Origin of the sequence: Glaciibacter superstes DSM 21135 (assembly GCF_000421145.1) — a bacterium.
GTDB classification, from domain to species: domain Bacteria; phylum Actinomycetota; class Actinomycetes; order Actinomycetales; family Microbacteriaceae; genus Cryobacterium; species Cryobacterium superstes.
Window position 1 is genome coordinate 160,941 of the sequence record NZ_ATWH01000013.1, and the last position, 25,625, is coordinate 186,565.

Below are 25,625 nucleotides of genomic sequence, written 5' to 3' on the forward strand. Positions count from 1 at the left end.
GTCGCAAAGTGCTCCCTTCCGGCCGATTTTCGAGCGTTTTGTGTCCCCTCACGATGGTGAACACGCGAAACGGCGCACGAGACTGACGTCGGTGTCGGTGGCCGGTGTCACACTTGCCGCATGGATCCACTGATGCTTCTCCTCATCGGCGTTGTTGTCGGCGCCGTTGTCGGCGTGCTTGCAACCGTTGTCGTGCTCCAGCGTCGCCGTGCCGAGTCGCCCTCTGCCGAGAACGTTGCGGTCATCGAGGCGCGCCACCAGGTCGAGCTGGCTGAGGTCAGGGCACGGGAGAACGCTGTGCAGTCCCTGCTTCGCGAAGAACTCGCGTCGATGCAGGCCACCGCTGACGGCATGCGCACTCAGATTCAGGATGCGCAGCAGCAATTCCGCGAACTGGCAGAGCGCCAGCGCGTGGACCAGCAGACCCGCACGGAGCGTGACCGGGCGGAGAGCAAGGTTCTCGAGGCTCTGTCTCCGGTGAAGGAGAGCCTGCAGGACATGCAGAAGAAGGTCACCGAACTCGAGTCGCAGCGCAGCCTGCAGCACGGTGAATTGAGCGAGCAGTTGCGGAGCGCGACCGAGTCAGAGGAACGGCTGCGCAGCACTGCCGAATCGCTCGCGTCAGCACTTCGAGCCAACAGCACGCGCGGCGTATGGGGGGAGACCCAGCTGCGGAGCGTTGTTGAGGCCGCCGGCCTTATCGAGCGCGTGGACTTCGACGTGCAGTCGAGCATCAGTTCCGATGCCGGCGCCGGTCGCCCGGATATGGTCGTGCACCTGCCCGGCGGCAAGAACATCGCCGTCGACGCCAAGGTTCCGTTCACCGCTTTCCTCGAGGCGAGTCAGATTCCGGCCACTGCAGTTGGTGTTGAGGGAGCTCAGCGCGACACCTTCATGAAGGCGCACGTGAAAGCCGTGCGAGATCACATCACGGCGCTCGGCAGCAAGGCGTACTGGCAAGGCCTCGATGCCTCTCCCGAACTGGTGGTCGCGTTCATCCCGAGCGAGTCACTGGTGTCGTCTGCTCTCGAGGCAGACCCGTCGATCATGGAGTTCGCGTTCTCGAAGCGCGTTGCACTGGCTTCGCCGGTCACGCTGTGGTCTGTGCTGAAGACAGTCGCATTCAGCTGGCAGCAGGATGTGCTCACAGAAGACGCGAAGCTGCTCTTCGATCTCAGCAAGGAGCTGTACTCGCGCCTCGCCACGACGGCCGGTCACATCGAGAAGCTCGGCCGATCGATCGAGAGAACGGTAAAGGACTATAACGGTTTCGTCGGGTCGATGGAACGCCAGGTACTTCCGACAGCACGCAAGCTCAACGCGCTCGACGAGTCGAAGGTACTTGCACCACTCGCCGGCATCGAGGAGACCCCGCGCCAGATCGTGGCGTTCGAATTTGTCGCTGAACTCGAACGCGGACCGCGCGCGGTCAACGAATAGCCGGTTGCGCCCTCGTCCAAGCCGGGAATCGTCCCGCACCGGGCGTCGCGCCAGCCCGGGTGCTATTCCAACTTCCCACCACGATGCGCCACTTACGCGCGCATGCGCCATGCGCGCATGGCGCATGCGCGCGTTAATGGCGCGCCCCGGCGATGTGGGCCGCGGCTCAGGTGAGTGCCATCGGGCCGTGCACGGCTGCGTGGGCCTCGGTGGCGACCGGGCCGATGACACCGACCTTCACCCTGGTGATGTGTGCGAGCTGCTCGATGGTGTCGGCCTCGTGGCGTTTCGCCGCGTGGATCATGATCGCGGCGCACGCCTCTGAATCGGCGAGGGCGTCGTGGTGGGCGAAGTCTTCGAAGCCGGCTGCCATCGCAGCGACCGGCAGCCGGTAGGAGTCGAGGTGGTAGGTGCGCCGGGCCACCTGCAGGCTGCACACGTAGTTGAAGTCGGGCACCGGAAGACCCACGACAGTGGACGCAGTCTTGATCACTCCAAGGTCGAACCCGGCATTGTGGGCAACCAGGTGATCGCCGTCGGCAAACGCGACCAGGTCGGGTAGTTGCTGGCCCCAGGAGGCGGCACCGACAACATCCGTCGCCCTGATGCCGTGGATGCGGGTATTCCATTCCAAGAACTCGTCGTGCCCGAGAGGAGGCTGGATGAACCAGCTGACCCGGTCGACCACGCGCCCGTCTCGCACCTTCACCAGCCCGACCGAGCAGGCAGATGCGCTCGAGGAGTTGGCGGTCTCGAAGTCGATGGCGGTGAAGTTCAGGGGCACGTTTTTATGGTCTCACGCGCCACCGACGCTTCCGTGCAGGGCTGGCCACAAGCGCGACATCCGTGAGCCGGTACGCTAGAGGACCGTGGCTCTCACTATTGCAATCGTCGGACTGCCCAATGTTGGCAAGTCCACCCTCTTCAACGCGCTGACCAAAAACCAGGTGCTCGCGGCGAACTATCCGTTCGCCACGATCGAACCGAACGTCGGTGTGGTGAACCTGCCGGACCCGCGGCTGGACACCCTGGCCGGTATCTTCGGCAGCGAACGGATCCTGCCCGCTCCAGTGTCGTTTGTTGACATCGCCGGCATTGTGCGTGGCGCGAGCGAGGGGGAGGGGCTCGGCAACAAGTTCCTCGCGAACATCAGGGAGGCCGATGCGATAGCGCAGGTCATTCGCGGGTTCGACGACCCGGATGTTGTGCACGTCGACGGTGCGGTGAATCCGGCCGGTGACATGGAGACGATCAATACTGAGCTGATCCTGGCCGACCTGCAGACCCTGGAGAAGGCCGTCTCGCGTTACGAGAAAGAGGTCAAGGGTCGCAAGATGGAGCCTGTCGTGCTCGACACGGCGAAGGCCGCACAGGCGATTCTCGACTCGGGTAAGCCGCTGTCGTCGGCGACGATCGACCTCGAGCCGATCAGCGAACTCGGCCTGCTCACAGCCAAACCGTTCATCTATGTGTTCAATGTTGACGAGGCAGTGCTGCAGGATGCCGCCAGGCTGAAGACCCTGGCCGACCTGGTTGCTCCGGCTCACGCGGTCTTCCTCGACGCCAAGCTCGAGTCCGAGCTCATCGAGCTCGACGCGGAGGATGCGGCGGAGCTTCTGGCCTCGACCGGCCAGGAGCAGAGTGGCCTGGATCAGCTCGCGCACATCGGCTTCGACACCCTCGGGTTGCAGACCTATCTGACGGCCGGGCCGAAAGAGACCCGTGCCTGGACGATCCACAAGGGCTGGACGGCGCCGCAGGCGGCCGGAGTGATTCACACCGACTTCCAGAAGGGCTTCATCAAGGCCGAAGTCATTTCCTTCGATGACCTCGTTGAGACGGGTTCTGTCGCCGAGGCGCGTGCAAAGGGCAAGGCCCGTATGGAGGGCAAGGACTATGTCATGCAAGATGGCGACGTGGTGGAGTTCCGCTTCAACGTCTAGCTTCTGCAGGGCGACGGATGCGCGTGCGCGGAAGAGTCCAGGTGTTGTTGCGTACCTCTCGGGTGCGAGCCCTTTTTCGCATACAAAAGGAGCTGTATACGCATAACCATAAGTACAAATGTTCATTTGTGCTATGGTGACGAAGATCGGTAGAGAGGCGGCAAATGATGGGTGCAGAGTCTGCTGCTGAGCTTGACCTGGCGTTGCGGGCGCTTGCCGACGGGAATCGACGGGCGATCCTGCGGGCGATCCGTTCTGTTCCGCGTCCGGTGGGTTCCATCGCAGAGGAAGTCGGACTGTCGCAACAGACGACCTCCCACCACCTCGGAGTTCTCCGAGAGGCAGGGCTCGCTGTCGGCACCCGTCAGGGCACGCGCCACCTGTTCGCAGTGGACACGGACGGTCTGGCGGCGGTGCGCTCTTACTTGGACGACTTCTGGCCGAGCAAGCTTTCAGCGCTGAAAGCCGTCATCGAGGCACCGGAGGGTGCGGATCTTGGCTGAGTTCCGGGACTCCATCGACATCGAAGCCCTTCCGGAGACGGTGTTCCACTACCTGACCACGAACTCGGGGATGACCGCATGGATGGGCCAGTATGCCGAACTCGACGCGAGGCCGGGCGGCAGGTTCGCCGTCGATATCTCCGGGTACCCGGTTCGAGGAGAATTTCTCCATGTCGACTACCCGAGCCGAGTGGTGGTCTCTTGGGGCTTTGCAGGAAGCGAGGTACTTCCCGCCGGGGCGTCGACGGTCGAGTTCAGACTCACCGCGATTAGCAGTGGAACCAGGCTCGAGCTCATCCACTCGGAACTGCCCGATACTGAGGTACCCGGGCACGCCAACGGGTGGGTGCATTTCCTGCCCCGTCTCGCTATCTCAGGTTCCGGCGGTGTCGCCGGGCCCGATGACTGGCGCCCCCTGGGTGCCTGAATGCCCCGAAATCAACCGCTGAGAGAACGAGGGAGTTTCCATGACACAGATATCCGCGTATGACATCGTCAAGAGTTACCATCGCGCCTGGACGAGCGGCGACGTCGAGCACGCCATGATCTATGTCGCCGACGGCATCACCTGCCGCGCGCCGGGCATCGACTTGAACGGCAAAGCCGCCTACCAGGACTTCATCGCCGGGTTCGCGCCCGCCCTCATCGGTGTGGCCGATATCGCCGAGTTCACCGACGGAGATCGTGTCGCACTCTTCTACTACCCGCAGACCGCAGGGACCTCGGCGACTCCGGCTGCTGAGTGTTTCACGATCAAAGACGGCAAGATCAGCGAGAGCATACTGATCTTCGACCGGCTCTCGTACGGCCCGCCCGAACCGGACTGACGCCGGAGGCTCTGATGACAACCGCGCAGAATGCGCTGATCGAACGACTCCGAGATCTGGTCACAGATGAGCCGATAATGCGCGAGGTGTCGATGTTCGGCGGTCGATCGTTCATGGTCAACGAGAAGATGATCCTCAGTGCCCTGAAAGATGGCGGGCTGCTGGTTCGCGTCGCTGCCGACCAGCACGAAGAACTGGTCAGTCATCATGGAGCGGTACAGGCCGAGATGGGAGCCGGGCGCGAAATGGGACCCGGCTGGATCGAAGTCGCCGCCGAATCGATTAGCGACGACGAGAACCTTGCCTTCTGGTTCGAGGTCGCCATGGAATACAACCGAGCCGTGACCGGAGGTAGCCGATGAACGCATTTCAGTTGCTGGATCAGCGTAGCTGGAGCTCGATGAGCGGGTGATCCGCGAAGACCTCGAGAATGAGCTCGAAGTAAGTCTTTCCGAGTCCGTTCCGCAGGCCGTCGAGATCCGACTGGATGCGTTGCTGATCGAAGGAATGCGGTCGTGACAACTTGTTCTGCAGCCACAGCTGCGTCTCATCGAACCCGAGCGCATCACGGCTATGGGCGTGGTCGGTCCAGACGAACGTAGCCGGATCGCCCTCGCGAATCTCGCCGTCTACCCGGTGGAGGATGTCGTTGAACCCATCCAGGCTCGACCCGAGGCGCCAGTCCTGGTCTGCCATCAGCTCTCGGTTGAGCTGCTCGTACAGGTCGGCGATACCGTGCACCTCTGCACCGTCGATTCGGTACTGCTTCATCGGTCGAATTCCTTCCTTCATCTGCTCACGACAGTTGACCACACTACGTCGAGCACGCAGAGACCGTCGTCCGTCTCGCGATAGAACACGTCGCCTGGGAAGACTCGATCCGAGGTGGCGCCGTCGGCTCCGAGTTCGCGCATCGGACTGGGGCTGCTGCCGTCAGCCCGTGCCAAGGGCTACGGCACCGACGTGATCGCGGTGCTGCGCTCCGCCGAGCGCAACGGCTCCGTTCGCGAGGGCGTCTAACCGTTTCGGTCGGAGGTGATGACACGGAGGTTGATGGCACTGACCACCCTGGGTCGCACTGGGCAGCGAGGCCCGGTGTCAGTCGAGCATCCGTCGCATAAGGATTCGCGGAATACCACCTGAGACGGAGTCGGTGTCGGCTGCTTTTGTGAAGCCGGCCCGTTCGAACATGCTGCGCGTGCCGACGAAGGCCATGGTGAGGTCGACCCTCTGGTCGGCGTTGTCGGCGGGGTAGCTTTCGACAGCAGGTGCCCCGGATGCCCGTGCGTACTCAACGGCACCCTCGATGAGCGCGCCCGTGATGCCCTGTTTGCGGAAACCAGGGCGCACTCGGATGCACCAGAGCGACCAGACGGGCAGGTCGTCGATATGCGGGATCTTCCTTGAATTCGCGAACGGATGAAGCTCAGCGCGAGGCGCGATCCCAGCCCAGCCGACGACCTCCCCGTCACGGTGCGCGAGTACGCCGGGCGCGACTTCACGCGCGCACAATTGCCGCACTTTGTTCGCCCGTTCGGTGCCCTTCAGTTCCCGGTTCTCCTTTGAGCCAAGCCGCCATGACAGGCACCAACACACTGACGATTCCGGCTTCTTCGGCGCGAACATCGTCGCCATGTCATCAAAGTCGCTGGCCGGCTTCACCTCGATCATTGTCACCCCCGCTTTCGCTCAGCCAACTGGATGGTTGGTTCACCTGGTCGGCATCCTCACGGCTGTCGATTTCGCCCCAGCGCCTGGATCAAGTCAAATGCAAACGCCGGTTCATATCAACCTGCATTATCGCAGTTGAGGGATTGAACGCGATCTCCCAGAGGTACCCATCGAGGTCGGCCAGATAGGCGGGAGTATCCGCCCCATTCCTTCTCAAACAGCACTGCCGGACAGGCGACGACGGCCCGGTTCCGGGGTGTGACACCCGACGTGTTCGTCACCGTCCCCGCTCTCACGTTGCTGGGTATGTCGGAGGAACAGGGGAACCTCAACGGGTACGGACCCATCGACCCGGACACCGCCCGCGACCTCGCCGCAAAATGCCCGTCGTTCGTCAGGATCCTGACCCATCCCGAAACGGGGGTGGTGCTCTCCGTGGGCAGAGACCGCTACCAGGTGCCGGCCGACCTGCGGAGAATGCTCCAGCTGCGCGACGGGACCTGCCGGTTCCCCGGCTGCAACCGACAAGCCGCCGGCTGCGACATCGACCACAGCGAAGACTGGAACCACGGAGGTGAAACCGCCCACAACTGACGAACGACGCGAGGTGAGTTCGAGACGCATGCTTCGCTCGCGCCCCGATCCGGCGCTTGAAATCGGAGCCCATGAGCGACGCCACCAGGCACTCGAGCGAGCAACGAATCGTTGCGCCCTCACGTCAGTGTGGATCGATCACCTGCACAAGACCGACCCTGAGCTGGGAGGCGCGCTCGACCGGTCTGTAGTGGTTCAGCATCCGATGGTCATTGCTGAGCTCTCGCTCGGTTCCATTCGCAACCGAGCGAGCTTCGTCGAACTGTTGTCGAACCTCCCGTCGACACCTGCAGCCACGCACGACGAAGTCAATCGATTCATCGATCGGCATGCCCTATTCGGTCAAGGGTTGAGTCTCGTCGATGCTCACCTGCTGGCCTCCGTCATGCTTGCGCCTGGCACGAGGATGTGGACGAGCGATAAGCCCCTGGTTGCTGCAGCGCAACGACTCGGAGTCGCGCACCAGAACTGACTGGCCTGACCCGCTGGCGCTCGCACTCCAAACGACGAGACCGGATCTGCCATTATTGGGACGACGACTGACGGTGCCGGCAGAGGAGACAAAACGTGTACAGGCTGCTCATCATCTTGCTCATGGTCGTTCTGCCCATCGCTGGCGTGGTGTTCGACCTCGTCCGCACTGCGGGAACAATCGACCTCTGGTCGAGCATCGGCAACTGGTTCGTCTTCTGGGTAGTCGGGGTGCGATTGTTCACGGCCGGCGTGAGCCAGATCTTCCGTCCGCAGTTCACCTCGCAGAGCATCCTCGGCACCAGGAACTCGGGTGCAGACCAAATCGTGCAGGAGTTGGGCTTTGCCAACGTTGCGATGGGCGCGGTGGGACTCGTCGCAACGTTGTGGCTTCCCGATTGGATCGTTCCTGCCGCACTGGCCGGTGCCATATTCCTCGGGCTCGCCGGATTCCGTCACGTCGCGAAGAAGAACAAGAACCCCATGGAAGCCCTCGATACCTACACCGATATCTTCGGGTGCGTCGTGCTTGCGGCTTTCTTGACCGTCACCCTGGTCACGTCGTTGCAGGCTTAGAGTCAACGGCTGGCGTCGCTACAGAGTGCGCCCGCTGTCGGGATCGGTGCCCGGACGCACGTTCGGATCGGCGTCCGGGCGCATGTTCGGGTCGGCGTCACGGTTCGCCTTCACGTTGCCGTGCGCGTCGACGTCCGGGTCAACGTCATCCGCTCGCTTGAACTGCTGCTCGGCTTCGACCCGCGCGCTCTCGGCATCCGATTGGCGCTCTGAGCTCTCGCGACTCAGCCGTTCCGCTTTGACGCGCGCTTGTTCCGCATCGGCTCTCGCGCGTGCCGCATCTGCCTCGCGCTCGCGCGCGGCCAGGTCTGCGTCCGCACCCTTCTCCCGCAAATCGGCGGCCTGGTGGCGGTTTGCCTCGACTCTCGCCTCGCGGCTTCGACGCGACGCGAAGACGGCGATCACGATGATGATGATCACCACAACAACGACGACGATCCAGATGAGCAGGTTGGTATCCATGTGTGATCCGCCTCTCTGCGGAGATATCGAGTTCTCCCAGTTAACTCCCCTCGACACAAACCCGCTAGGGAGACCTATTCGGCGCGATTGCCGTGAAGTCCGCCTTCCTCAAACGGGCTGGTAACTCCTCGATAAGCCAGGGCCATCATCATTCCCTCTGCCGCGTGCTCGAGATTGTGGCAGTGGTCCATCCAGATGCCGGGATTGTCCGCCGTGACCTCGACGACCCAGACCTCGCCGGGCTGCACGTCAAATGTGTCCAGCCAGAGTGGCGAACCTGTCGAACGGATGCCGTCGCGTGAGACGACAAGCACGTGATGGCCGTGCACATGCATCGGGTGCGTCTCCCAGCCGCGGTTCGCAACCGTGAGCCGAACCACGTCCCCTTCGTCGACCTCAATACTCGGGATGTGGGGGTAGACCTCACCGTTGACTGTGTAGCCGTACGCAGGAAGACCGTGCAGGAATCGCGGATCACGGTCGAGCACCATCTTCGCTTCCACGCGGTTGGGGCCGGTGAGGGATGCGACAGCGCCACGCGCGCCGTAATCGAGCAGATCCAGGTCGCCGACAGCCGAATCCGAGCGCGGAACGACCTTTCCGCCCGGTGACAAGGCCAGCGACGCCCGGGAGGAGGCATCCGTCGTCAACAAAACACCGGAGTCCGGCACCTCGAACGACACGTCGAGTCGCCCGCCGGCCGGAACTCGCAACGCCTTCCCGGCGACCGGCTTTGGGCCGGCGAGATCCCGGCCATCAGCGGCGACAACTGTGAAGGCGACGCCGTCGAGGCGGAAGCGATGCGGCACCTGGTCGGTGTTGACCAGACGCAGCCGCACGGATTCGCCCGCAGGAACATCGAGCGCCTCCGCCCGGTCTGATTCGCCCAGGATCACCGAACCGCCCAGGGTGCGCAACGGCGCGGTTACGTCGAGGTTCTCGGCTATACCGTCTGTCGGCAGTACGACCAGCGTTCCGAACAGGCCCCTCTTCACACCATCGGAGGAGACCTGGTGGGTGTGATACCAATACGTGCCAGTTTCGTCCGCCACGAAACGATAGGTGAAAGCCTCGCCGGGCAGCACCGCGTCCTGCGTGACGCCCGCGACCCCGTCCTCGCCGTTCGGCACGTCGTATCCGTGCCAGTGGATCGTCACGCCGGCGTCGATGTCCCTGTTGCGCAGCTCCACCTCGACGAGATCGCCTTGGGTGACGCGAATCTCCGGTCCAGGCATCGATCCGTATGTCCACGCTGAAACGTTGGCCCCAGACGCGAGGGTGATGCTCTGCTGCTGCGCCGTGAGCTCAAATCGTTGCACGGCTCCCGGCGCGTCTTCCGGAGTGCGCAGCTCCTCGACCGAGACTCCAGCCGACTCTGCAGGCGCAGGCGCGGCGGGGCCGTGCGTGGCAGGGCCGTGTGCGTGTGTTTCCGCAAGTGCACCGGGCACCGCGACACTTCCGAACCAGCTCAGGCCGACGGATGCCACCAGCACGAGAGCCGTCAACGCGGCTATTCCGCTGACCAGCCGCCTCCCCAGCTGCGCGAACTGCGCGTAGGAGAGCCAGGTCGCCAGCACCGTGAGCGCCAGCAACGACACCGCCGGAACAATGCCGAGAGGATAGCCGACAAGCATCCTGGCCAGGATGCCGGCAACCCCGGCGGCAGCGGCGCCGACCAGCACGGTTGGAACGATCGGGCGCAGGGCGCTACGGTGACCGCGCACCGCAGCGACAAGCGGACGGCCGGCCACGGCAACCGCGACAAGCGCTGCGACGGCCGAGAGGGGAAGAGCGAAAAGCAGCTTCTCCTGCGCGAACGACCAGTCATGCGTGGCGAGCCGCCCACCGAGAACCGCCTGGCCGGCGACGCCCAGCACGCCGGCAATGGCCAGGCCGAGCACCAGTCGACCACGCGTCGGTGAGGAGGGTCCGGCGAGGAGCCCTCCCGCGATCACCGACCCTGCAAGCCACGAACCCGCGGTGAGGACGGCCACCGCGAGGTCGATGGCGAGCAGCCCAAACCCGGTCACGGAACGATGGTGGGAGTTCCCGTCGCCGTTCCGGTGCTGGTCGGTCTGCCCGCTCCGGCGACACGGGGTGGAGCTTCGGTGTCGGTGGTGAGGGGACCGGTGGCGACGGGGTCGGAAACCGTGTCGCGCGACACCGGCTCCGTTGCGATGGAATCGCGTTCGCGCGGCGCGCGGTCTGTGGCCGGGCGGCCACTTGCGAGGCGCCACGCCCGCTTGGTCAGCACGGCACTGATCCAGAGGATCGCCACTCCGTTCAGACCGTGGAAGCCCAGCATGATGGTTGCGCCAATGGGAATCTCAGCGCTCTCCTCGCTGACGTTGAAGATCGACGACGTGATGATGAACAGCACCGTCTGGAACAGCACGAGTACCAGCGGAAGAACGCTGAGCCAGATGGTGTTCTTCCCTGCTCTGGCCAGCAGTGCAGCGATCAGGGTAAGCAAGGCGAGGAGCGCAACGACGACACGTCCGTTCGTGCCGTGGATGGCGAACAGCTCCTCCTCCGGCAGGCTGAAGACGCCCATCGCGGCGAAATAGAACTGCAGCACGACGGCAACAGTGAGCAGAGTGGTGACAACAGCGAATACCTTGCGCATCAGGGACTCCTTCGAGGAAGATCCAACACACCGGTTCATGTGCCGGGTGGCGAGCAGATTACACCTCAGGTGTCGACTAGGCGATGATTCCTCGCGAAATTAGGTACTCCCCAGTCGGGAGTATGGGGGTACCTGAGGCATAGGGGGTTCGGTAGCTCGCCGGCAGCAGGTTCGGGGACAGCGTGTGCTGGGCCGTCGACATCGCCTGCGATGCAGCCTGCGATGCCGCTGACACCGTGTGCGGTGCCGCTATGCTGGAGGTGCACAGTCACAAGTGAATACAGGGCCACATAGGCCGATGCGGGAGAGCCGGTCGTCGCAGGACGGACCGGCACCGAAGGAGCAATCCTCCCCGACAATCTCTCAGGTACGCGTACCGCATCGAACTGGCCACTCTGAAAAGCAGCCGCACACGGCTCGCCCAAGGTGAAAGTCGCGCGAGCATTTTATGCGCGGTGAAGCTCTCAGGCCGGATGACAGAGGGGGAGTTCCCACGGGACCCGACCGGGTCTCGGAGAATCTCGTCCGGCATCCGCCCGGCGACGACCCGGAGAACTCATGACCTCGGCCCCTGAACCCGGTACCAACCCAAGCAACACCGAACGCTACTCGCCCCTGCATCAGACCCATGTCGATGCCGGCGCCAGTTTCACCGACTTCGCCGGCTGGCAGATGCCGGTGCGCTACTCGAGCGACCTCGCCGAGCACCACGCGGTGCGTACCGCCGCCGGGCTGTTCGACCTCTCTCACATGGCCGAGATCGTGGTGAGCGGGCCGGATGCCGGTGCTTTTCTCGACTATGCCCTCGCGGGGAAGATTTCGACCATCGACCTGTGGCAGGCGAAGTACAGCCTCCTGCTCAACGAGGCAGGCGGCATCATCGACGACCTCGTCGTCTACCGGCTTCGGGAGAGTGAGTTTCTCGTCGTCGCCAACGCCGGCAACCGCTTCGCCGCCGCCGACGCACTCACCAACCGGGCAGCTCGTTTTGACGTCACGGTCGACGACCAAAGCGACGATTACGCGCTCATCGCCGTGCAAGGACCGGCCGCGCGCGCCATCGCCCAGGCGACATCCGGAATCACCGACCTGGGCTCGCCGCTCGACGAGCTGAAGTACTACCGGGCGACGGATGCGGTTTTCAACGGAGTGCCGCTTCTCATCGCCCGCACCGGCTACACCGGAGAAGACGGCTTCGAGTTGTATCTCGGAACGGATGCCGCCACGGCCCTCTGGAACGCCCTCACCACCGCGGGTGCCGCGCACGATCTCGTTCCCGCCGGCCTCGCGAGCCGTGACACGCTCCGCCTTGAGGCGGGCATGCCGCTCTACGGGCACGAGTTGAACGCCACCTTGTTTCCCGCCCAGGCGGGGCTCGGCCGTGTCGTCAACCTGGCCAAGGAGACCGACTTCATCGGTCGCGCCGCAAGCGAAGAAGGACCGCGAGCCGATGCCCGCGTGCTCGTCGGACTGAGCGGCGAGGGAAAACGCGCAGGCCGGGCCGGCTACCAGGTCTTCCACTCTGCCGATGCTCCGGAACCCGAGGGCGAGATCACCAGCGGTGCGCTGTCACCGACCCTCGGGCATCCCATCGCCATGGCCTACGTTGCTCCTGCGCTCGCCCAGCCAGGAACCGGCCTCTTCGTCGACATCCGCGGAACCCGGGTTCCGGTGACCGTGGTTCCCCTCCCGTTCTACAAACGCCAGAAGTAATGAACGCCGTTGACGACACCTTCATAGCCCCATCGAAAGGACACACCATGGCTGACAAGACCACGCTCCAATACACCGCAGAGCACGAGTGGGTGCAGGTGGCGGATAACGAAGCCACCATCGGCATCACCGCGTACGCGGCAGAGAAACTCGGCGATGTCGTCTTCGTCGAACTCCCCGCAGTGGGCACAGAGATATCAGGCGGCACAGTCGTCGGTGAGATCGAGTCGACCAAATCAGTCGGCGAGCTCTTCGCGCCGTTCGACGGCACCATCACCGCGATCAACGACGCTGTCGTCGACAGCCCTGAGCTGGTGAACACAGACCCATTCGGCGAAGGCTGGTTGGTCAAGGTCGCCTTCACGGCGCTGCCCACCATGCTCAGCTACGACGAGTACTCCGCCATCGTCGGCGAATAGCCGCGACGAAACCGATTCGAGACCGCACACCAATGACCCAGGCCTTCACCCAACGTCACATCGGCACGGATGCCGACGCCCAGTCCCGCATGCTCGCCACCGTCGGTTACGACTCGCTTGAGTCTCTCGTCGACGCGGCTATCCCGGCGTCCATCCACGTCGACCAATTCCGCTCGAATGATGACAGCGCGTTGCCACCCGCCGCGACGGAGAGGGAGGCCATCACCGAGCTCCGTTCCCTCGCCGGCCGGAATTCCGTGAAGCGGTCGATGATCGGGCTCGGCTACTACGACACCGTCACCCCCGCGGTGATCAAGCGCAACGTGCTCGAGAACCCGAGTTGGTACACGGCATATACGCCCTACCAGCCTGAGATCTCGCAGGGGCGGCTGGAAGCGCTCATCAATTTCCAGACCATGGTGTCCGATCTCACCGGCATGACCACCGCAAACGCCTCGATGCTTGACGAGTCGACGGCCGTGGCCGAGGGGATGCTGCTGGCGCGCCGCGCTTCGAAGGTCGGCGCGCGCAGGTTCATCGTCGACGCCGACACCTTCCCCCAGACGAAGGCAATCCTCGAGGGCCGCGCCACGGCCGTCGGCATCGAACTGGTGGAGCACCCGCTGGCCGAACTCGCCGATGCAGCGCAGGACGACGTCGCCGAGGCCCTCGGCGACCATTTCGGTATCTTCGTGCAGTATCCGTCGGCGTCAGGAAAGCTGTGGAACCCCGCGGGTGTGATTTCGGCATCGAAAGCGCAGGGCGGGCTCGCCGTCGTCGCGGCCGACCTGCTCGCGCTCACGCTGGTCACCTCCCCTGGGGAACTCGGTGCCGACGTCGCCGTCGGCACCAGCCAGCGCTTCGGGGTTCCGATGGGCTTCGGCGGTCCGCACGCTGGCTACATGGCCGTTCGAAAGGGGCTTGAGCGGCAGCTCCCCGGCCGCCTGGTGGGGGTCAGCGTCGACGCGACCGGCCACCCCGCCTACCGGTTGTCGCTTCAGGTGCGTGAGCAGCACATCCGTCGCGACAAGGCGACCTCGAACATCTGTACCGCCCAGGTGCTGCTGGCGGTGATGGCCGGCATGTATGCCGTCTACCACGGACCAGACGGGCTCAAAGCGATTGCCACCGAGGTGCACGAGCGCACGCGGCAACTCGCTGCGGCCCTGCGTGCCGCGGGCGCCGACGTCGTGGAAGACACCTTCTTCGATACCCTCCGGGTCTCTGTGCCCGGTCGGGCACACGATATCGTCTCCCGCGCGGCGAACGACGGCATCAACCTGCACCACATCGACAACGACACCGTCGGAGTCTCTGTTGACGAGACCACAACCAGCTCCGACCTCACAATCGTGGTCGGCGCGTTCGGCGGCCGTGACCTGTTCGGCCGGGTCGACTTCAGCGAAACGCAGGGCCGCCTGCCGACAGATCTCGTGCGCACCAGCGACTACCTCACGCACGCGGTGTTCAACACGCATCGCTCCGAGACCAGCATGATGCGCTATCTCAAACGGCTCGCAGACTATGACTATGCGCTCGACCGCGGCATGATCCCGCTCGGCTCCTGCACCATGAAGCTCAACGCCGCAACCGAGATGGAGTCCGTCACCTGGCCGGAGTTCGCAGGCCTCCACCCGTTCGCGCCGCGCGCCGACGTCGGCGGCTACCTCGAACTGGTCACCCAGCTCGAAACCTGGTTGACGGATGTCACCGGGTACGACACCGTGTCGCTGCAGCCGAACGCCGGAAGCCAGGGCGAACTCGCCGGCCTCCTGGCGATCCGCGGGTACCACCTCGCGCAGGGCAACACCCAGCGAACGGTCTGCCTGATCCCGTCGAGCGCGCACGGCACCAACGCGGCATCCGCTGTTCTGGCCGGTATGCGGGTCGTTGTGGTCGCGTGCGACGAGCTGGGTAACGTCGATCTCACCGATCTCGAAGCGAAGATCGCCGAACATGCCGAGAGCCTCGCGGCGCTGATGATCACCTATCCGTCGACCCATGGCGTCTATGAGCACCGCGTGAGCGCTATCTGCCAGGCGGTGCACGACGCCGGGGGACAGGTCTACGTCGACGGCGCAAACCTCAACGCGCTTCTCGGCTTCGCCCGGTTCGGCGACTTCGGAGGCGACGTCTCGCACCTGAACCTGCACAAGACCTTCTGCATCCCTCACGGTGGTGGCGGACCAGGCGTCGGCCCGGTCGCGGCCAAGGCACACCTGGCACCGTTCCTCCCAGGGCATCCGCTCGCGCAGAGCGACGAGCACTACCTGCGGACTGACGGCGACGGCGAGGTCAAGGGTGCCGCCACGTCGACGGTTGTGCACGGCGGGTCGCCGGTGTCCGCCGCGCCATACGGCAGTCCGAGCATCCTGCCGATCTCGTGGGCCTACGTGCGCATGATGGGCGCAGACGGGCTCAAACAGGCCACCGGTGCCGCCGTTCTCGCTGCCAACTATGTGGCCGCGCGCCTGCGCGACTCGTTCCCGGTGCTGTACTCGGGCGACAACGGGCTGGTTGCCCACGAGTGCATACTCGACCTCCGGCCGCTGACAGCGGCGACCGGAGTCACCGTCGACGACGTGGCCAAGCGCCTCATCGACTACGGATTCCACGCCCCGACCATGAGCTTCCCGGTCGCAGGCACTCTCATGGTCGAACCGACGGAGAGCGAAGACCTCGGTGAGATCGACAGGTTCATCGACGCCATGATCGCGATCAAGGCCGAGGCGGATGCCGTCGGCGGCGGCCGGTGGAGCGCAGAAGACAACCCGCTGCGGAATGCGCCGCACACCGCGCAGTCGGTCATCGCGGGGGAGTGGGAGCACGAGTACGACCGCGAAACGGCGGTCTACCCGGTGCACACTCTGGTGCGGAACAAGTACTGGCCACCGGTGCGCCGCATCGACAACGCCTACGGCGACCGCAACCTGGTCTGCGCCTGCCCTCCTCCAGAGGCTTTCGAGTAGCACCGTTCGAATCGGGCCCGCCCCCGCGTGAGAGTGTCCGTTCCGGTCGAGAGTGACCCGCGGAACGGGCACTCTCGACCGGAACGGACACAGTCGATCAGCGTAGGCGCGGCGAGGATCAGTGCGGCGTCGCGCCCTCCGCGCCGTGCCCCGTCAGCGACCTGACCTCCATCTCGGAGGCGATGGCCGGATCTTCCTTGACACGGCTGGTGATGGTGCCCAGCCAGCCCAGGATGAACCCGAGCGGGATCGAGATGATGCCCGGGTTGTTCAGCGGGAACCAGGCGAAGTCGGCGCCGGGGATCATCGCGGTCTCACTGCCGGAGACGACCGGGGAGAACGCGATCAGGATCATCGCGGAGCCCAGGCCGCCGTACATGCTCCAGAGTGCTCCGCGGGTGTTGAACTTGCGCCAGAATAGTGAATAGAGAATGGTCGGCAGGTTGGCGGATGCCGCAACGGCGAAGGCGAGTGCCACCAGGAACGCTATGTTCTGGCCTTGCACCCCGATACCGCCGATGATGGCGAGGATTCCGATGATCACAACCGTGATCCTGGCGACCTTGACCTCCATGCCGGGCGCCGGCTTGCCCTTTTTGATGACGCTGGCGTAGACGTCGTGGGAGAAGGATGCCGCCGCGGTGATCGTGAGGCCGGCCACTACCGCCAGGATGGTCGCGAAGGCGACCGCTGAGATGATGCCGAGCAGCACGGGGCCACCCAACTCGAAGGCGAGCAGCGGGGCCGCCGAGTTGACGCCGCCCGGAGCGGCCTTGATCGCGTCGGCGCCGATCAGCGCGCCGGCGCCGTAGCCGAGCACCAGCGTGAAGAGGTAGAACAGACCGATCAGCCAGATCGCCCACACTACCGATCGTCTGGCCTCCTTGGCCGTCGGAACCGTGTAGAAGCGCATCAGAACGTGCGGCAGGCCCGCGGTGCCGAGCACCAGGGCGAGTGCGAGTGACACGAAGTCGAGCCGGGACAGGTCGGTGAGGCCATACTGCAGGCCGGGATCGAGTACCGCCTGCCCGCCCTTGGCGGCGGCAGCGCCGAGCAGGTCCGACAGATTGAAACCGTGCAGGGCGAGCACCCAGACGGTCATGACCGCGGCTCCCGCGATGAGCAGGCTGGCCTTGATGATTTGCACCCAGGTAGTGCCCTTCATTCCGCCGACAAGCACGTAGATGATCATGAGTGCACCGACGACGGCAATGATCAGCGACTGGCCCACCTTGTCGTTGATTCCGAGCAGCAGTGACACCAGGCCGCCTGCGCCGGCCATCTGTGCGAGCAGGTAGAAGAAGCACACCGCCAGCGTCGTCGTTGCAGCGGCGAGCCTGACCGGACGCTGCTTGAGACGGAAGGAGAGCACATCGGCCATTGTGAACTTGCCGGTGTTGCGCATCAGCTCTGCGACCAGCAGCAACGCAACCAGCCAGGCGACCAGGAACCCGATGGAGTAGAGGAATCCGTCATAGCCGTTGATCGCGATGGCGCCGCAGATCCCCAGGAACGATGCGGCGGAGAGATAGTCTCCGGCGATGGCGGTGCCATTCTGCCCACCGGTGAACGACCGACCGGCCGCGTAGTAGTCGGCCGCTGTCTTGTTGTTGCGACTCGCCCGAAGCACAATGATCAGGGTGATCGCGACAAACGCGCCGAAGATCGCGATGTTCAGCACGGGGCTGCCGACGTTTGTGGCCTCGGCGGCGGACTGCAGAGACGCTGTCTGCACGGCCGTTGTGATGGTGCCCATCAGAGTGCCCCGTTCCCGTTGCTGCGGGCACCGAGGTCGTCGCGGATCTCTTCGGCGATCGGGTCGAGCCTGCGGTTCGCATACCAGACGTACCAGGTCGTGATCGCAAAGGTCGTGACGAACTGCCCGAGTCCGAACAGCAAGCCGACGTTGATGTTGCCCCAGACCGGGGTCGACATGAACTCGTGCGCATAGTCAGCCAGAAGCACGTAAGCGAAGTACCAGACCAGGAACGCGATCGCGAGCGGAAACACGAAACTTCGATGTCGCGTTTTGAGCTTCTGGAATTCAGGCGATTCTTCGACTTCGATGTAATCGATGGCTGGCAGTTGCGTCACTGAACGTGGAGCGTCGGTGCTCATAAAATCCCCTCGATCCGCCTTTCGGCGGTCACACGGCGATGTGCGACGGGCACCAGACTACGGCAAACTGCCCCGTTCGGGGGTAGACAATGTCCAACGGGATTTCAGGGCATCAGACCGCGGGCGCGAGGAGGCCCGGCCACCAGGCAAGCGCAAGCGGGTACCCGACGAAAGAGACGATGTCGAGAATCCAGTGCGCAACGATGAGCGGCATTGTGCGGCCCCAGCGTGCGTAGCACCATGCGAAGACCACGCCCATGGCGACATTCCCCACGAACGGTCCGATGCCCTGGTAGAGGTGATAGCTGCCGCGAAGCAGTGCGGAGCCAATGATGATCGGCCAGTCAGCCCACCCGAGTTCCCTGAGCCGGGTGAAGAGGTAGCCGACGACGATGATCTCCTCTGTCAGTGCCGATCGAAGCGCAGACAACACCAGCACCGGGATCGTCCACCAGTAGGCGTCGAGCGATTGCGGCACAACGGCCACGGTGATTCCGACTGCACGGCCACCCAGATAGAGGGCGAGGCCCGGGATGCCGATGGCGAGAACCAGGAGAACACCGCTCAGAGAATCGCGCCCCGGCCGGGTGAAATCGAACCCGAGTCTCCGGAAGGCACTCTGCCCCGGCCGCCAGAGCAGGTAGACGACCAGTGCGACCGTGAACAACTCAAAGAAGACACCCAGAAACTGGTAGGTGAAGTCGAGCCACTCGCGCGGTGACTGCGACGCATTGATCGTGGCCGACTGTTCTCCGAGCGGCCGCTCATCGGTCAGTCTGGCGACGATCGAGACGATCGAGTAGACAGCGGATGCGCCAAGCGAGAGTCCGAGGACGATCCAGATCTCCCAGCGCAGCCTCGTCCTGTTCGCCGCATCCAGATTGGGGACGAGGGGCACGGATCGCATTCCACTATCCTGTCATCCGCTCCACACGCACAGCGGGAGCACGAGTGCGTATGAGCAATTAAAACGGCGAGACAGACTCGCGTTCTGGTGAGGTTGCGCTGTGCTCGACGCAACAATTGTGCATCCATTACAGAATTATGCGTCCAGGGTTACCAATGTGTAACGTTTCCCCTAACGTTTTGCGCACGAGGCCTCATGGTTTTAGGGTCATTGGTAACTGGCGCGTCTGCGCGGCCATTAACCGCGCTGCCCGCTCACTTTGCACAGGAGGAAAATTGAAAATCAAGAGAATTGGCACCGTGGCCATTGCTCTGGCATCCGTTGGAGCTCTCACGCTCACCGGTTGTGCCAGTGGCGGTGGCGACGCCCCAGCAGAATCGGGCGACGCCAGCGCGATCATCACGACCAACGGAAACGAACCTCAGAACCCGTTGATCACGACGAACACCACTGAGGTGGGCGGTGGAAAGATCACCACGTCGATCTACGCCGGTCTCGTCTCCTATACAGCAGACGGCGAGATCGAGAATGACGTCGCCGACTCCATCGAGTCGGAAGACGGCCAGCACTGGACCGTCAAGCTGAAGGATGGCTGGAAGTTCACCAACGACGAGCCCGTCACAGCCGAATCCTTCGTCGATGCCTGGACCTACGGCGCGTTGTTCAGCAACGCGCAGAGTACTTCCTACTTCTTCGACAACATCGAGGGTTACGACGGGGCAGCCGACAGCGAGTTGACCGGCCTTAAGGTCGTCGACGACCTGACGTTCACGGTCGACCTCGTCGCGCCGGAGGCAGACTGGCCGCTGCGCCTCGGCTACACCGCGTACATGCCATGGCCGAAGGTCGCCTTCGAAGACATCGAAGCCTATGGCGAGAACCCGATCGGAAACGGCCCGTACATGCTGGCCGAAGAGGGTGCGTGGGAGCACGACGTGAAGATCAGCCTTATCGCCAACCCCGACTATGACGGCGTTCGCAAGCCCGTGAACGGTGGCCTCGACATCAAATTCTTCGCCACGCAAGACGCAGCATACGCCGACATTCAGGGTGGAAACCTCGATGTGCTCGATGGCGTTCCCGACTCCGCATTCGCGACCTATGAAGACGAGTTCGGCGACCGCGCTGTGAACCAGCCTGCCGCCATCTTCCAGGCGTTCAACATGCCGTACTACCTCGAGCACTGGAGTGGCGACGAGGGAAAGCTGCGTCGTGCCGCCATCTCGATGGCGATCAACCGCGACGAGATCACGGAGGTCATCTTCGAGGGCACCCGCACCCCAGCCACCGACTTCACCTCGCCGGTCATCGACGGCTACTCCGACAGCCTCGAGGGTGCCGATGTGCTCGAGTACAACCCGGAAGAGGCCAAGAAGCTGTGGGCAGAGGCCGACGCCATCTCGCCGTACACCGGCACGTTCGACATCGCATACAACGCCGACGGCGGCCACCAGGCCTGGGTCGACGCCGTGTGTAACAGCATCGTGAACACGCTCGGTATCCAGGCCGTTGGCAAGGCCTATCCCACCTTCGCTGCCGCCCTCGACGATCGCGAACAGCAGAAGCTGACCGGAGCGACCCGCGCCGGATGGCAGGCGGACTACCCATCGCTGTACAACTTCCTCGCGCCGCTCTACCAGACCGGCGCTGGCTCGAACTACGAGGGCTACAGCAGCGAAGAGTTCGACAACCTGCTCAAGGAAGGATCAGTGGCTCCGACCGTCGAAGACGCCACCGCGAAATACCAGGAAGCCCAGGAAGTCCTGCTGAAGGATCTCCCGACCATCCCGCTGTGGTATTCGAATGTCAACGGCGTCTCGGCTGACACCGTGGACAACGTCGTGTTCGGGTGGGACTCCGTTCCGCTGTACTACCAGATCACCAAGGAGTAGTCTCCACGCCTGACCCAGTAGTCCAACCTCAGTGTGATGCCCGGGGCGTTACCGCCCCGGGCATCACACTGAGTAGGCTCACCTAGTGATTGCGACAATCTTCATGCTCAACTGTTCCAACGAAGGAACCTGATGCTCTGGTATACCGGCAAGCGCCTCCTCCAGACCATCCCCGTGTTCTTCGGGGCCACATTCCTCATCTACTTCATGGTTTTCTCCCTCCCCGGAGATCCCATCGCCGCACTGTTCGGCGATCACCCGCCAGCGCCGGCTGTGATCGACCAGATTCGCGCGGAGTACAACCTCGATAAACCGTTCATCGTCCAGTACTTCCTTTACGTGGGCGGATTGCTCACCGGCGATCTGGGAACCACGTTTTCGGGCCGTCCGGTCATCGACGTGATGGTGAAGGCTTTCCCCATCACCTTCCGGCTGGCCATGCTCGCGTTGGCTTTCGAAGCCATCGCCGGCATCCTGGTCGGTCTCATCTCCGGACTCCGCAAGGGCAAATGGTTCGACTCCAGTGCCCTCGTCGTGAGCCTGCTGCTGATCTCAGTGCCAACCTTTGTGATCGGTTTTGTCTTCCAGCTGGTGTTCGGTATCCAACTGGGCTGGGCACGAACGACCGTCAGCGGGGATGCCCCTTGGGGCGAACTGGTACTCCCGGCCATCGTTCTCGCGACCACGTCTTTCGCCTACATCGTCAGGCTCACCAGGGCCAGCGTCGCAGACAACCTCAATGCCGACTTCGTCCGCACGGCCACCGCAAAGGGCTTGTCCAGGCGACGCGTTGTCACGGTCCACGTGCTTCGTAACTCGCTCGTGCCCGTCGTCACCTTCCTGGGTGTAGACGTCGGCTCGCTCATGGTTGGCGCCATCGTCACAGAGGGCATCTTCAACATCAATGGGGTGGGAGGTACGCTCTACCGCGCCATCAACCTCGGCGAGGGACCCACCGTGGTGTCGTTTGTCGCCGTCATGGTCATCATATTTATGTTGGCCAACCTACTTGTTGACCTGCTTTACGCGGCGCTCGACCCGAGGATTCGCTATGCCAAATAACAACTCGCGGCGCCAGGACCACTTTGTCGCTGCGCTGGAAGACACCCCGATCGCCCCGATCGACAAGCTCGATGAGAGCCAGAAAGCGCGCAGCACCTGGGCCGATGCCTGGGACGCAATGCGTCGGAGGCCGATGTTCTGGATCGCCTCTTCATTGATCCTCCTGATCATCGTCGTCGTGCTGTTTCCCACTCTCTTCACGCAGGTCTCTCCGACGGTGTGCCACCTGGCGGACAGCAACGGATCGCCTACAGGCGGGCACCCGTTGGGATTCACCCGTCAGGGTTGCGACGTGTTCTCCAGAGTTATCCACGGCGCGCAGGCATCCGTCACTGTTGGTGTTGTCACGATGGTGCTTGTCACGCTCTTCGGCGGCACCATCGGGGCGCTCGCCGGATATTACGGTGGATGGCTAGACGCAATCGTCTCGCGCGTCGGTGACATCTTCTTCGCCCTTCCGCTTGTTCTCGGGGCGATTGTCCTGATGCAGGTGCTCCCCGCTCGTACAGCGGTGTCAGTCGCTTTGGTGCTGGCTTTGTTCGCTTGGCCCCAGATTGCGAGAATCATGCGCGGTGCCGTGCTTTCTGCCCGCAACACCGACTACGTCACGGCGTCCATTGCACTTGGTGTTTCGAAGTTCAAGGTGCTGGTGCGACACGTCATACCGAACTCGATCGCTCCGGTGATCGTCATAGCCACGGTGTCGCTCGGCGTGTACATCGTGGCGGAGGCGACCCTGTCGTTCCTCGGCCTCGGTCTGCCGACAAACGTGATGTCGTGGGGTAACGACATCAGCCAGGCGCGCACGTCGATCAAGACCAGCCCGCAGGTTTTGCTCTACCCCTCGGCCGCACTGTCCATCACGGTGCTGGCCTTCCTGATGATGGGCGACGTCGTTCGCGACGCGCTCGACCCTGAATCGAGGGCGCGCCGATGAGCCAGCTAGCCACAGAAACACGTGCAGAGAACGTCTCAGGCGAAGAGCAGCCCCTGCTTCAGGTTCGTGACCTCGAGGTCGGTTTCGAGACCCAGCGTGGAGTGGTTTCGGCCGTCCGCGGTGTCGACCTGACGCTCTATGCCGGTCAGACCCTTGCGATCGTGGGGGAGTCCGGGTCAGGCAAGACCACAACGGCGCAGTCCATCATCGACTTGCTTCCGCGTAACGGCAAGGTGACCGCCGGGCAGATCCTGTTCGAAGGACGAGACCTGACGACGCTACCGCCAGCCGCGATCGAGGATGTCCGTGGTCGCCTGATCGGTTACGTGCCGCAAGACCCGATGTCGAACCTCAACCCAGTGTGGAGCATCGGCTTCCAGGTGGAGGAGGCGATCAAGGCCAACAACGTTGCACAGGGCAAGGAAGCACGCCTGCGCACGATCCAGGTCCTGAAAGACGCGGGACTCAGCGATGCAGCCGACCGGCTCAAGCAGTATCCCCACCAGTTCTCCGGAGGAATGCGCCAGCGGGTACTCATCGGCATCGGGTTGTCAGCCAAGCCCAAGCTGCTCATCGCCGACGAGCCAACTTCGGCGCTCGATGTCACCGTGCAGCGCCAGATCCTGGATCACCTGGCAACCCTCACCCGTGACTACGGCACGTCTGTGTTGTTCATCACGCACGACCTCGGCCTGGCCGCTGAACGTGCGGAGCAACTCGTCGTGATGTACAAGGGCAAGGTGGTGGAGTCCGGGCCATCGCAGGAGATCCTGGCCAACCCGCAGCATCCGTACACCCAGCGTCTGGTTTCTGCAGCGCCGAGCCTGGCTTCCCGTCGCATCCAGTCTGCAAAGCATGCGGATGCAGATGACCCGCAGATCTACGCAGGCGGGTCGACAGACGACACTTTGATCGCACGCGCTGCCGAACGAGAACAGGCGGCTCCGGCCAAAGCCCTGATCTCGGTTGAGAACGTGACGAAAATGTACAAGATTCGCCAGCAGGGATTCCGATCCGAGAAACTCCTGGCGGTCAACGACGTGTCGTTCGGCGTCCAGAAGGGCACAACGACGGCGCTCGTCGGTGAATCCGGCTCTGGCAAGTCGACGGTTGCGAAGCTGATCCTGCAGCTCGAGTCCATCACGAGCGGCCGGATCGAGTTCGATGGACAGAATGTCGCCGGGCTCAAAGGTGCGGAACTGCTGAAGTTCCGCCGCCGTGTGCAGCCGGTCTTCCAGGACCCATATGGAACACTCGACCCGCAGTACAACGTCGGGAACACCATCGCGGAGCCGCTGCTTGCGCACAAGGTCGGCACGAAGAAGGAACGCCAGGCCAGGGTGCTTGAGTTGCTCGACCAGGTGTCGATGCCATCGGCCACCCGTTTCCGCTACCCGGGTGAACTGTCTGGCGGACAGCGTCAACGCATCGCTGTTGCGCGGGCGCTGGCGCTGAAGCCCGATGTGCTTGTGCTCGACGAGGCTGTTTCTGCTCTGGACGTTCTTGTGCAGGGCCAGGTGCTGAACCTCCTCACCGAGCTGCAGACGGAGCTTGATCTGACCTATCTGTTCATCACCCACGACCTCGCGGTGGTGCGCCTGATCGCCGACAACGTCTGCGTCATGCAGCGTGGGCGGATCGTCGAAGCCGCCTCCACAGACGAGGTGTTCGACAACCCGAAGGAGCAGTACACGCAGGAATTGCTTGCCGCGATTCCCGGTGGCGACTTCGAGTTCGGGCGGTAGGCCGCGTCAAGAATATGGCGGGTTCTTCGAGATCGCCGTATACATTGTAGATGTGCGCGTGCCGTGCGGGGTTATGATCGTGGCGCCTGACGCGAAAACAGTAGCGAACTATCGTTTGGGGCGCATGGCGAGCTGAGCCGAATCTTCTGCTACGGTTCGTCAGCGTGGTGATTCGAGGATGCCTCCGGCAGTGGGGTCAGATCGATGTTTGTGCCCGACGAGGGGAAGAATGCGGAGTGTTGTTGGGTCGCTTTATTGGTGCTGCACTGGAAGCGGTCACGGCCGAGGCCTTTAGCGGACCTCGTTAATGAGCTTGAGACAGATTGTGCTGTTCATGTGTCAATGGCCAATAGGAACTGCCCGTAGGCGCCCAGCGGAATTGCCCAGTTTGGTGGCCACGAAAACTGCCCGGTCATGGCCAACAGATCTGCCCACCTGGGGGTCGGTGGCGTTGAATTACACCACCCGGCGGGACGTGGCCCAGATCGAAGAATCGCGTCACTTTCAGCACCTCTGCGCCTGAGCAGAACGAACGAAATGCGCGGCGCTGACGTGCCCGGGGGTTGTTGCGGGTTGACACCCCGTCATCGGGCTTAATGTCGGGGCACCTATACGGGCACCCCGCGCCCAAGCGTCCTTTGAAGCTCAGTGATTGCGAGGGAGTGCCTGCGGGGGTCCCCAAGTGGCACAAGCTCGTGGCGTTGATCCGGTTACGCCCGTGTCGCAATGAGTTCGTGGCAATACGTTCAG

Annotated in this window: 26 protein-coding genes and 2 riboswitches; of the genes, 17 read left to right on the plus strand and 9 right to left on the minus strand. The window is 63.4% G+C overall.

The features are described 5' to 3' along the window. The first annotated feature begins 120 nt into the window (after window positions 1–120). A complete protein-coding gene (locus K323_RS27160; protein ID WP_022886712.1) occupies window positions 121–1,440 on the plus strand; it encodes a DNA recombination protein RmuC in 1,320 nt (439 codons plus the stop codon). A gap of 166 nt (window positions 1,441–1,606) precedes the next feature. Here K323_RS27160 and K323_RS27165 read toward each other — a convergent pair whose 3' ends face one another. Next, a complete protein-coding gene (locus tag K323_RS27165) occupies window positions 1,607–2,224 on the minus strand; it encodes an exonuclease domain-containing protein (protein ID WP_022886713.1) in 618 nt (205 codons plus the stop codon). 85 nt (window positions 2,225–2,309) lie between these two features. Here K323_RS27165 and ychF point away from each other — a divergent pair, with 85 nt between their 5' ends. The 5 genes from ychF to K323_RS0118325 all read left to right on the plus strand — a co-directional run bounded on the left by ychF (window position 2,310) and on the right by K323_RS0118325 (window position 5,075). Then, window positions 2,310–3,383 (plus strand): redox-regulated ATPase YchF, encoded by a 1,074-nt coding sequence (gene ychF / locus K323_RS0118305; protein ID WP_022886714.1) that lies wholly within the window; start codon window positions 2,310–2,312, stop codon window positions 3,381–3,383. Between the two features lie 164 nt (window positions 3,384–3,547). Next, entirely contained in the window at window positions 3,548–3,886 is a 339-nt protein-coding gene (locus tag K323_RS0118310; protein WP_022886715.1) for an ArsR/SmtB family transcription factor, read from the plus strand. Next, entirely contained in the window at window positions 3,870–4,313 is a 444-nt protein-coding gene (locus tag K323_RS0118315) for an SRPBCC family protein (protein ID WP_425402290.1), read from the plus strand. Before K323_RS0118310 ends, K323_RS0118315 begins: the two co-directional genes overlap by 17 nt. Window positions 4,314–4,353: 40 nt before the next feature. Next, window positions 4,354–4,713, plus strand: a complete 360-nt coding sequence (locus tag K323_RS0118320) for a nuclear transport factor 2 family protein (RefSeq protein WP_022886716.1) — start codon at window positions 4,354–4,356, stop codon at window positions 4,711–4,713. Window positions 4,714–4,727: 14 nt separating this feature from the next. Continuing rightward, on the plus strand, window positions 4,728–5,075 hold the full coding sequence (locus K323_RS0118325) for a TfoX/Sxy family protein (protein ID WP_022886717.1): 348 nt from the start codon (window positions 4,728–4,730) through the stop codon (window positions 5,073–5,075). Between the two features lie 19 nt (window positions 5,076–5,094). Here the strand turns inward: K323_RS0118325 and K323_RS0118330 are convergent, their stop codons facing one another. Beyond that, entirely contained in the window at window positions 5,095–5,484 is a 390-nt protein-coding gene (locus tag K323_RS0118330; RefSeq protein WP_022886718.1) for a barstar family protein, read from the minus strand. A 114-nt stretch (window positions 5,485–5,598) separates the two neighbouring features. On the opposite strand from K323_RS0118330, the gene K323_RS30715 reads away from it, so the two are divergent. Continuing rightward, window positions 5,599–5,733, plus strand: a complete 135-nt coding sequence (locus tag K323_RS30715; protein ID WP_022886719.1) for a hypothetical protein — start codon at window positions 5,599–5,601, stop codon at window positions 5,731–5,733. 78 nt (window positions 5,734–5,811) lie between these two features. Here the strand turns inward: K323_RS30715 and K323_RS0118340 are convergent, their stop codons facing one another. Further along, window positions 5,812–6,384, minus strand: coding sequence for a GNAT family N-acetyltransferase (locus tag K323_RS0118340; RefSeq protein ID WP_022886720.1), 573 nt, complete (start codon window positions 6,382–6,384; stop codon window positions 5,812–5,814). A 258-nt stretch (window positions 6,385–6,642) separates the two neighbouring features. Between K323_RS0118340 and K323_RS0118345 the strand changes: the two genes are divergently transcribed. The 3 genes from K323_RS0118345 (at window position 6,643) to K323_RS0118355 (ending at window position 8,025) form a co-directional block, all read left to right on the plus strand. Continuing rightward, a complete protein-coding gene (locus K323_RS0118345) occupies window positions 6,643–6,978 on the plus strand; it encodes an HNH endonuclease signature motif containing protein (RefSeq protein ID WP_022886721.1) in 336 nt (111 codons plus the stop codon). 28 nt (window positions 6,979–7,006) lie between these two features. Beyond that, window positions 7,007–7,450, plus strand: a complete 444-nt coding sequence (locus K323_RS0118350; protein WP_022886722.1) for a type II toxin-antitoxin system VapC family toxin — start codon at window positions 7,007–7,009, stop codon at window positions 7,448–7,450. Window positions 7,451–7,545: 95 nt separating this feature from the next. Beyond that, window positions 7,546–8,025 (plus strand): DUF6790 family protein, encoded by a 480-nt coding sequence (locus K323_RS0118355; protein WP_022886723.1) that lies wholly within the window; start codon window positions 7,546–7,548, stop codon window positions 8,023–8,025. Window positions 8,026–8,043: 18 nt separating this feature from the next. On the opposite strand, the gene K323_RS27170 is transcribed toward K323_RS0118355, so the two are convergent. The 3 genes from K323_RS27170 to K323_RS0118370 all read right to left on the minus strand — a co-directional run bounded on the left by K323_RS27170 (window position 8,044) and on the right by K323_RS0118370 (window position 11,113). Next, window positions 8,044–8,487, minus strand: a complete 444-nt coding sequence (locus tag K323_RS27170) for a hypothetical protein (protein ID WP_022886724.1) — start codon at window positions 8,485–8,487, stop codon at window positions 8,044–8,046. A 74-nt stretch (window positions 8,488–8,561) separates the two neighbouring features. Continuing rightward, on the minus strand, window positions 8,562–10,517 hold the full coding sequence (locus K323_RS0118365) for a multicopper oxidase family protein (protein WP_022886725.1): 1,956 nt from the start codon (window positions 10,515–10,517) through the stop codon (window positions 8,562–8,564). Further along, window positions 10,514–11,113 (minus strand): DUF6220 domain-containing protein, encoded by a 600-nt coding sequence (locus tag K323_RS0118370; RefSeq protein ID WP_022886726.1) that lies wholly within the window; start codon window positions 11,111–11,113, stop codon window positions 10,514–10,516. The genes K323_RS0118365 and K323_RS0118370 overlap by 4 nt, the downstream gene beginning before the upstream one ends. A 291-nt stretch (window positions 11,114–11,404) precedes the next feature. Further along, a riboswitch (glycine riboswitch) is annotated at window positions 11,405–11,502 on the plus strand. Window position 11,503: 1 nt separating this feature from the next. Further along, window positions 11,504–11,600: riboswitch (glycine riboswitch) on the plus strand. A 71-nt stretch (window positions 11,601–11,671) separates the two neighbouring features. Here K323_RS0118370 and gcvT point away from each other — a divergent pair. The 3 genes from gcvT to gcvP are packed head-to-tail and all read left to right on the plus strand — an operon-like array spanning window position 11,672 to window position 16,214. Then, window positions 11,672–12,826 carry a glycine cleavage system aminomethyltransferase GcvT gene (gcvT, locus tag K323_RS0118375; protein WP_022886727.1) on the plus strand — a complete coding sequence of 385 codons (1,155 nt, stop codon included), beginning with the start codon at window positions 11,672–11,674 and terminating at the stop codon, window positions 12,824–12,826. 47 nt (window positions 12,827–12,873) lie between these two features. Then, a complete protein-coding gene (gene gcvH / locus K323_RS0118380; protein WP_026851829.1) occupies window positions 12,874–13,245 on the plus strand; it encodes a glycine cleavage system protein GcvH in 372 nt (123 codons plus the stop codon). 32 nt (window positions 13,246–13,277) lie between these two features. After that, window positions 13,278–16,214: an aminomethyl-transferring glycine dehydrogenase gene (gcvP, locus tag K323_RS0118385; RefSeq protein ID WP_022886729.1), complete on the plus strand. Its 2,937-nt coding sequence runs from the start codon at window positions 13,278–13,280 to the stop codon at window positions 16,212–16,214. Between the two features lie 118 nt (window positions 16,215–16,332). On the opposite strand, the gene K323_RS0118390 is transcribed toward gcvP, so the two are convergent. From K323_RS0118390 to K323_RS0118400, 3 genes are all read right to left on the minus strand, one after another. Then, the gene (locus tag K323_RS0118390; protein WP_022886730.1) at window positions 16,333–17,970 is read right to left on the minus strand and encodes a solute symporter family protein; all 1,638 of its coding nucleotides are present in this window, start codon (window positions 17,968–17,970) and stop codon (window positions 16,333–16,335) included. After that, the gene (locus K323_RS0118395; RefSeq protein WP_022886731.1) at window positions 17,970–18,332 is read right to left on the minus strand and encodes a DUF485 domain-containing protein; all 363 of its coding nucleotides are present in this window, start codon (window positions 18,330–18,332) and stop codon (window positions 17,970–17,972) included. The genes K323_RS0118390 and K323_RS0118395 overlap by 1 nt, the downstream gene beginning before the upstream one ends. Before the next feature lie 112 nt (window positions 18,333–18,444). Beyond that, window positions 18,445–19,239 (minus strand): CPBP family intramembrane glutamic endopeptidase, encoded by a 795-nt coding sequence (locus K323_RS0118400; RefSeq protein ID WP_022886732.1) that lies wholly within the window; start codon window positions 19,237–19,239, stop codon window positions 18,445–18,447. A gap of 275 nt (window positions 19,240–19,514) precedes the next feature. Between K323_RS0118400 and K323_RS0118405 the strand changes: the two genes are divergently transcribed. The 4 genes from K323_RS0118405 to K323_RS0118420 all read left to right on the plus strand — a co-directional run bounded on the left by K323_RS0118405 (window position 19,515) and on the right by K323_RS0118420 (window position 24,875). After that, window positions 19,515–21,131 (plus strand): peptide ABC transporter substrate-binding protein, encoded by a 1,617-nt coding sequence (locus tag K323_RS0118405; protein ID WP_026851831.1) that lies wholly within the window; start codon window positions 19,515–19,517, stop codon window positions 21,129–21,131. Between the two features lie 132 nt (window positions 21,132–21,263). Continuing rightward, window positions 21,264–22,193 (plus strand): ABC transporter permease, encoded by a 930-nt coding sequence (locus K323_RS0118410; protein ID WP_022886734.1) that lies wholly within the window; start codon window positions 21,264–21,266, stop codon window positions 22,191–22,193. Then, complete coding sequence (locus K323_RS0118415) at window positions 22,183–23,130, plus strand: ABC transporter permease (protein ID WP_022886735.1); 948 nt, start codon at window positions 22,183–22,185, stop codon at window positions 23,128–23,130. The genes K323_RS0118410 and K323_RS0118415 overlap by 11 nt, the downstream gene beginning before the upstream one ends. After that, window positions 23,127–24,875, plus strand: coding sequence for a dipeptide ABC transporter ATP-binding protein (locus K323_RS0118420; protein ID WP_022886736.1), 1,749 nt, complete (start codon window positions 23,127–23,129; stop codon window positions 24,873–24,875). Before K323_RS0118415 ends, K323_RS0118420 begins: the two co-directional genes overlap by 4 nt. The last annotated feature ends 750 nt before the right edge of the window (window positions 24,876–25,625 follow it).

What these genes read in the sequence shown, in the direction of transcription:
- K323_RS27160 (WP_022886712.1), top strand. Translation starts at nt 121, where the DNA reads ATGGATCCACTGATGCTTCTCCTCATCGGCGTTGTTGTCGGCGCCGTT.
- K323_RS0118310 (WP_022886715.1), top strand. Translation starts at nt 3,548, where the DNA reads ATGATGGGTGCAGAGTCTGCTGCTGAGCTTGACCTGGCGTTGCGGGCG.
- K323_RS0118320 (WP_022886716.1), top strand. Translation starts at nt 4,354, where the DNA reads ATGACACAGATATCCGCGTATGACATCGTCAAGAGTTACCATCGCGCC.
- K323_RS0118325 (WP_022886717.1), top strand. Translation starts at nt 4,728, where the DNA reads ATGACAACCGCGCAGAATGCGCTGATCGAACGACTCCGAGATCTGGTC.
- K323_RS0118330 (WP_022886718.1), bottom strand. Translation starts at nt 5,484, where the DNA reads ATGAAGCAGTACCGAATCGACGGTGCAGAGGTGCACGGTATCGCCGAC.
- K323_RS0118340 (WP_022886720.1), bottom strand. Translation starts at nt 6,384, where the DNA reads ATGATCGAGGTGAAGCCGGCCAGCGACTTTGATGACATGGCGACGATG.
- K323_RS0118350 (WP_022886722.1), top strand. Translation starts at nt 7,007, where the DNA reads ATGCTTCGCTCGCGCCCCGATCCGGCGCTTGAAATCGGAGCCCATGAG.
- K323_RS27170 (WP_022886724.1), bottom strand. Translation starts at nt 8,487, where the DNA reads ATGGATACCAACCTGCTCATCTGGATCGTCGTCGTTGTTGTGGTGATC.
- K323_RS0118370 (WP_022886726.1), bottom strand. Translation starts at nt 11,113, where the DNA reads ATGCGCAAGGTATTCGCTGTTGTCACCACTCTGCTCACTGTTGCCGTC.
- gcvT (WP_022886727.1), top strand. Translation starts at nt 11,672, where the DNA reads ATGACCTCGGCCCCTGAACCCGGTACCAACCCAAGCAACACCGAACGC.
- gcvH (WP_026851829.1), top strand. Translation starts at nt 12,874, where the DNA reads ATGGCTGACAAGACCACGCTCCAATACACCGCAGAGCACGAGTGGGTG.
- gcvP (WP_022886729.1), top strand. Translation starts at nt 13,278, where the DNA reads ATGACCCAGGCCTTCACCCAACGTCACATCGGCACGGATGCCGACGCC.
- K323_RS0118390 (WP_022886730.1), bottom strand. Translation starts at nt 17,970, where the DNA reads ATGGGCACCATCACAACGGCCGTGCAGACAGCGTCTCTGCAGTCCGCC.
- K323_RS0118395 (WP_022886731.1), bottom strand. Translation starts at nt 18,332, where the DNA reads ATGAGCACCGACGCTCCACGTTCAGTGACGCAACTGCCAGCCATCGAT.
- K323_RS0118400 (WP_022886732.1), bottom strand. Translation starts at nt 19,239, where the DNA reads ATGCGATCCGTGCCCCTCGTCCCCAATCTGGATGCGGCGAACAGGACG.
- K323_RS0118410 (WP_022886734.1), top strand. Translation starts at nt 21,264, where the DNA reads ATGCTCTGGTATACCGGCAAGCGCCTCCTCCAGACCATCCCCGTGTTC.
- K323_RS0118415 (WP_022886735.1), top strand. Translation starts at nt 22,183, where the DNA reads ATGCCAAATAACAACTCGCGGCGCCAGGACCACTTTGTCGCTGCGCTG.
- K323_RS0118420 (WP_022886736.1), top strand. Translation starts at nt 23,127, where the DNA reads ATGAGCCAGCTAGCCACAGAAACACGTGCAGAGAACGTCTCAGGCGAA.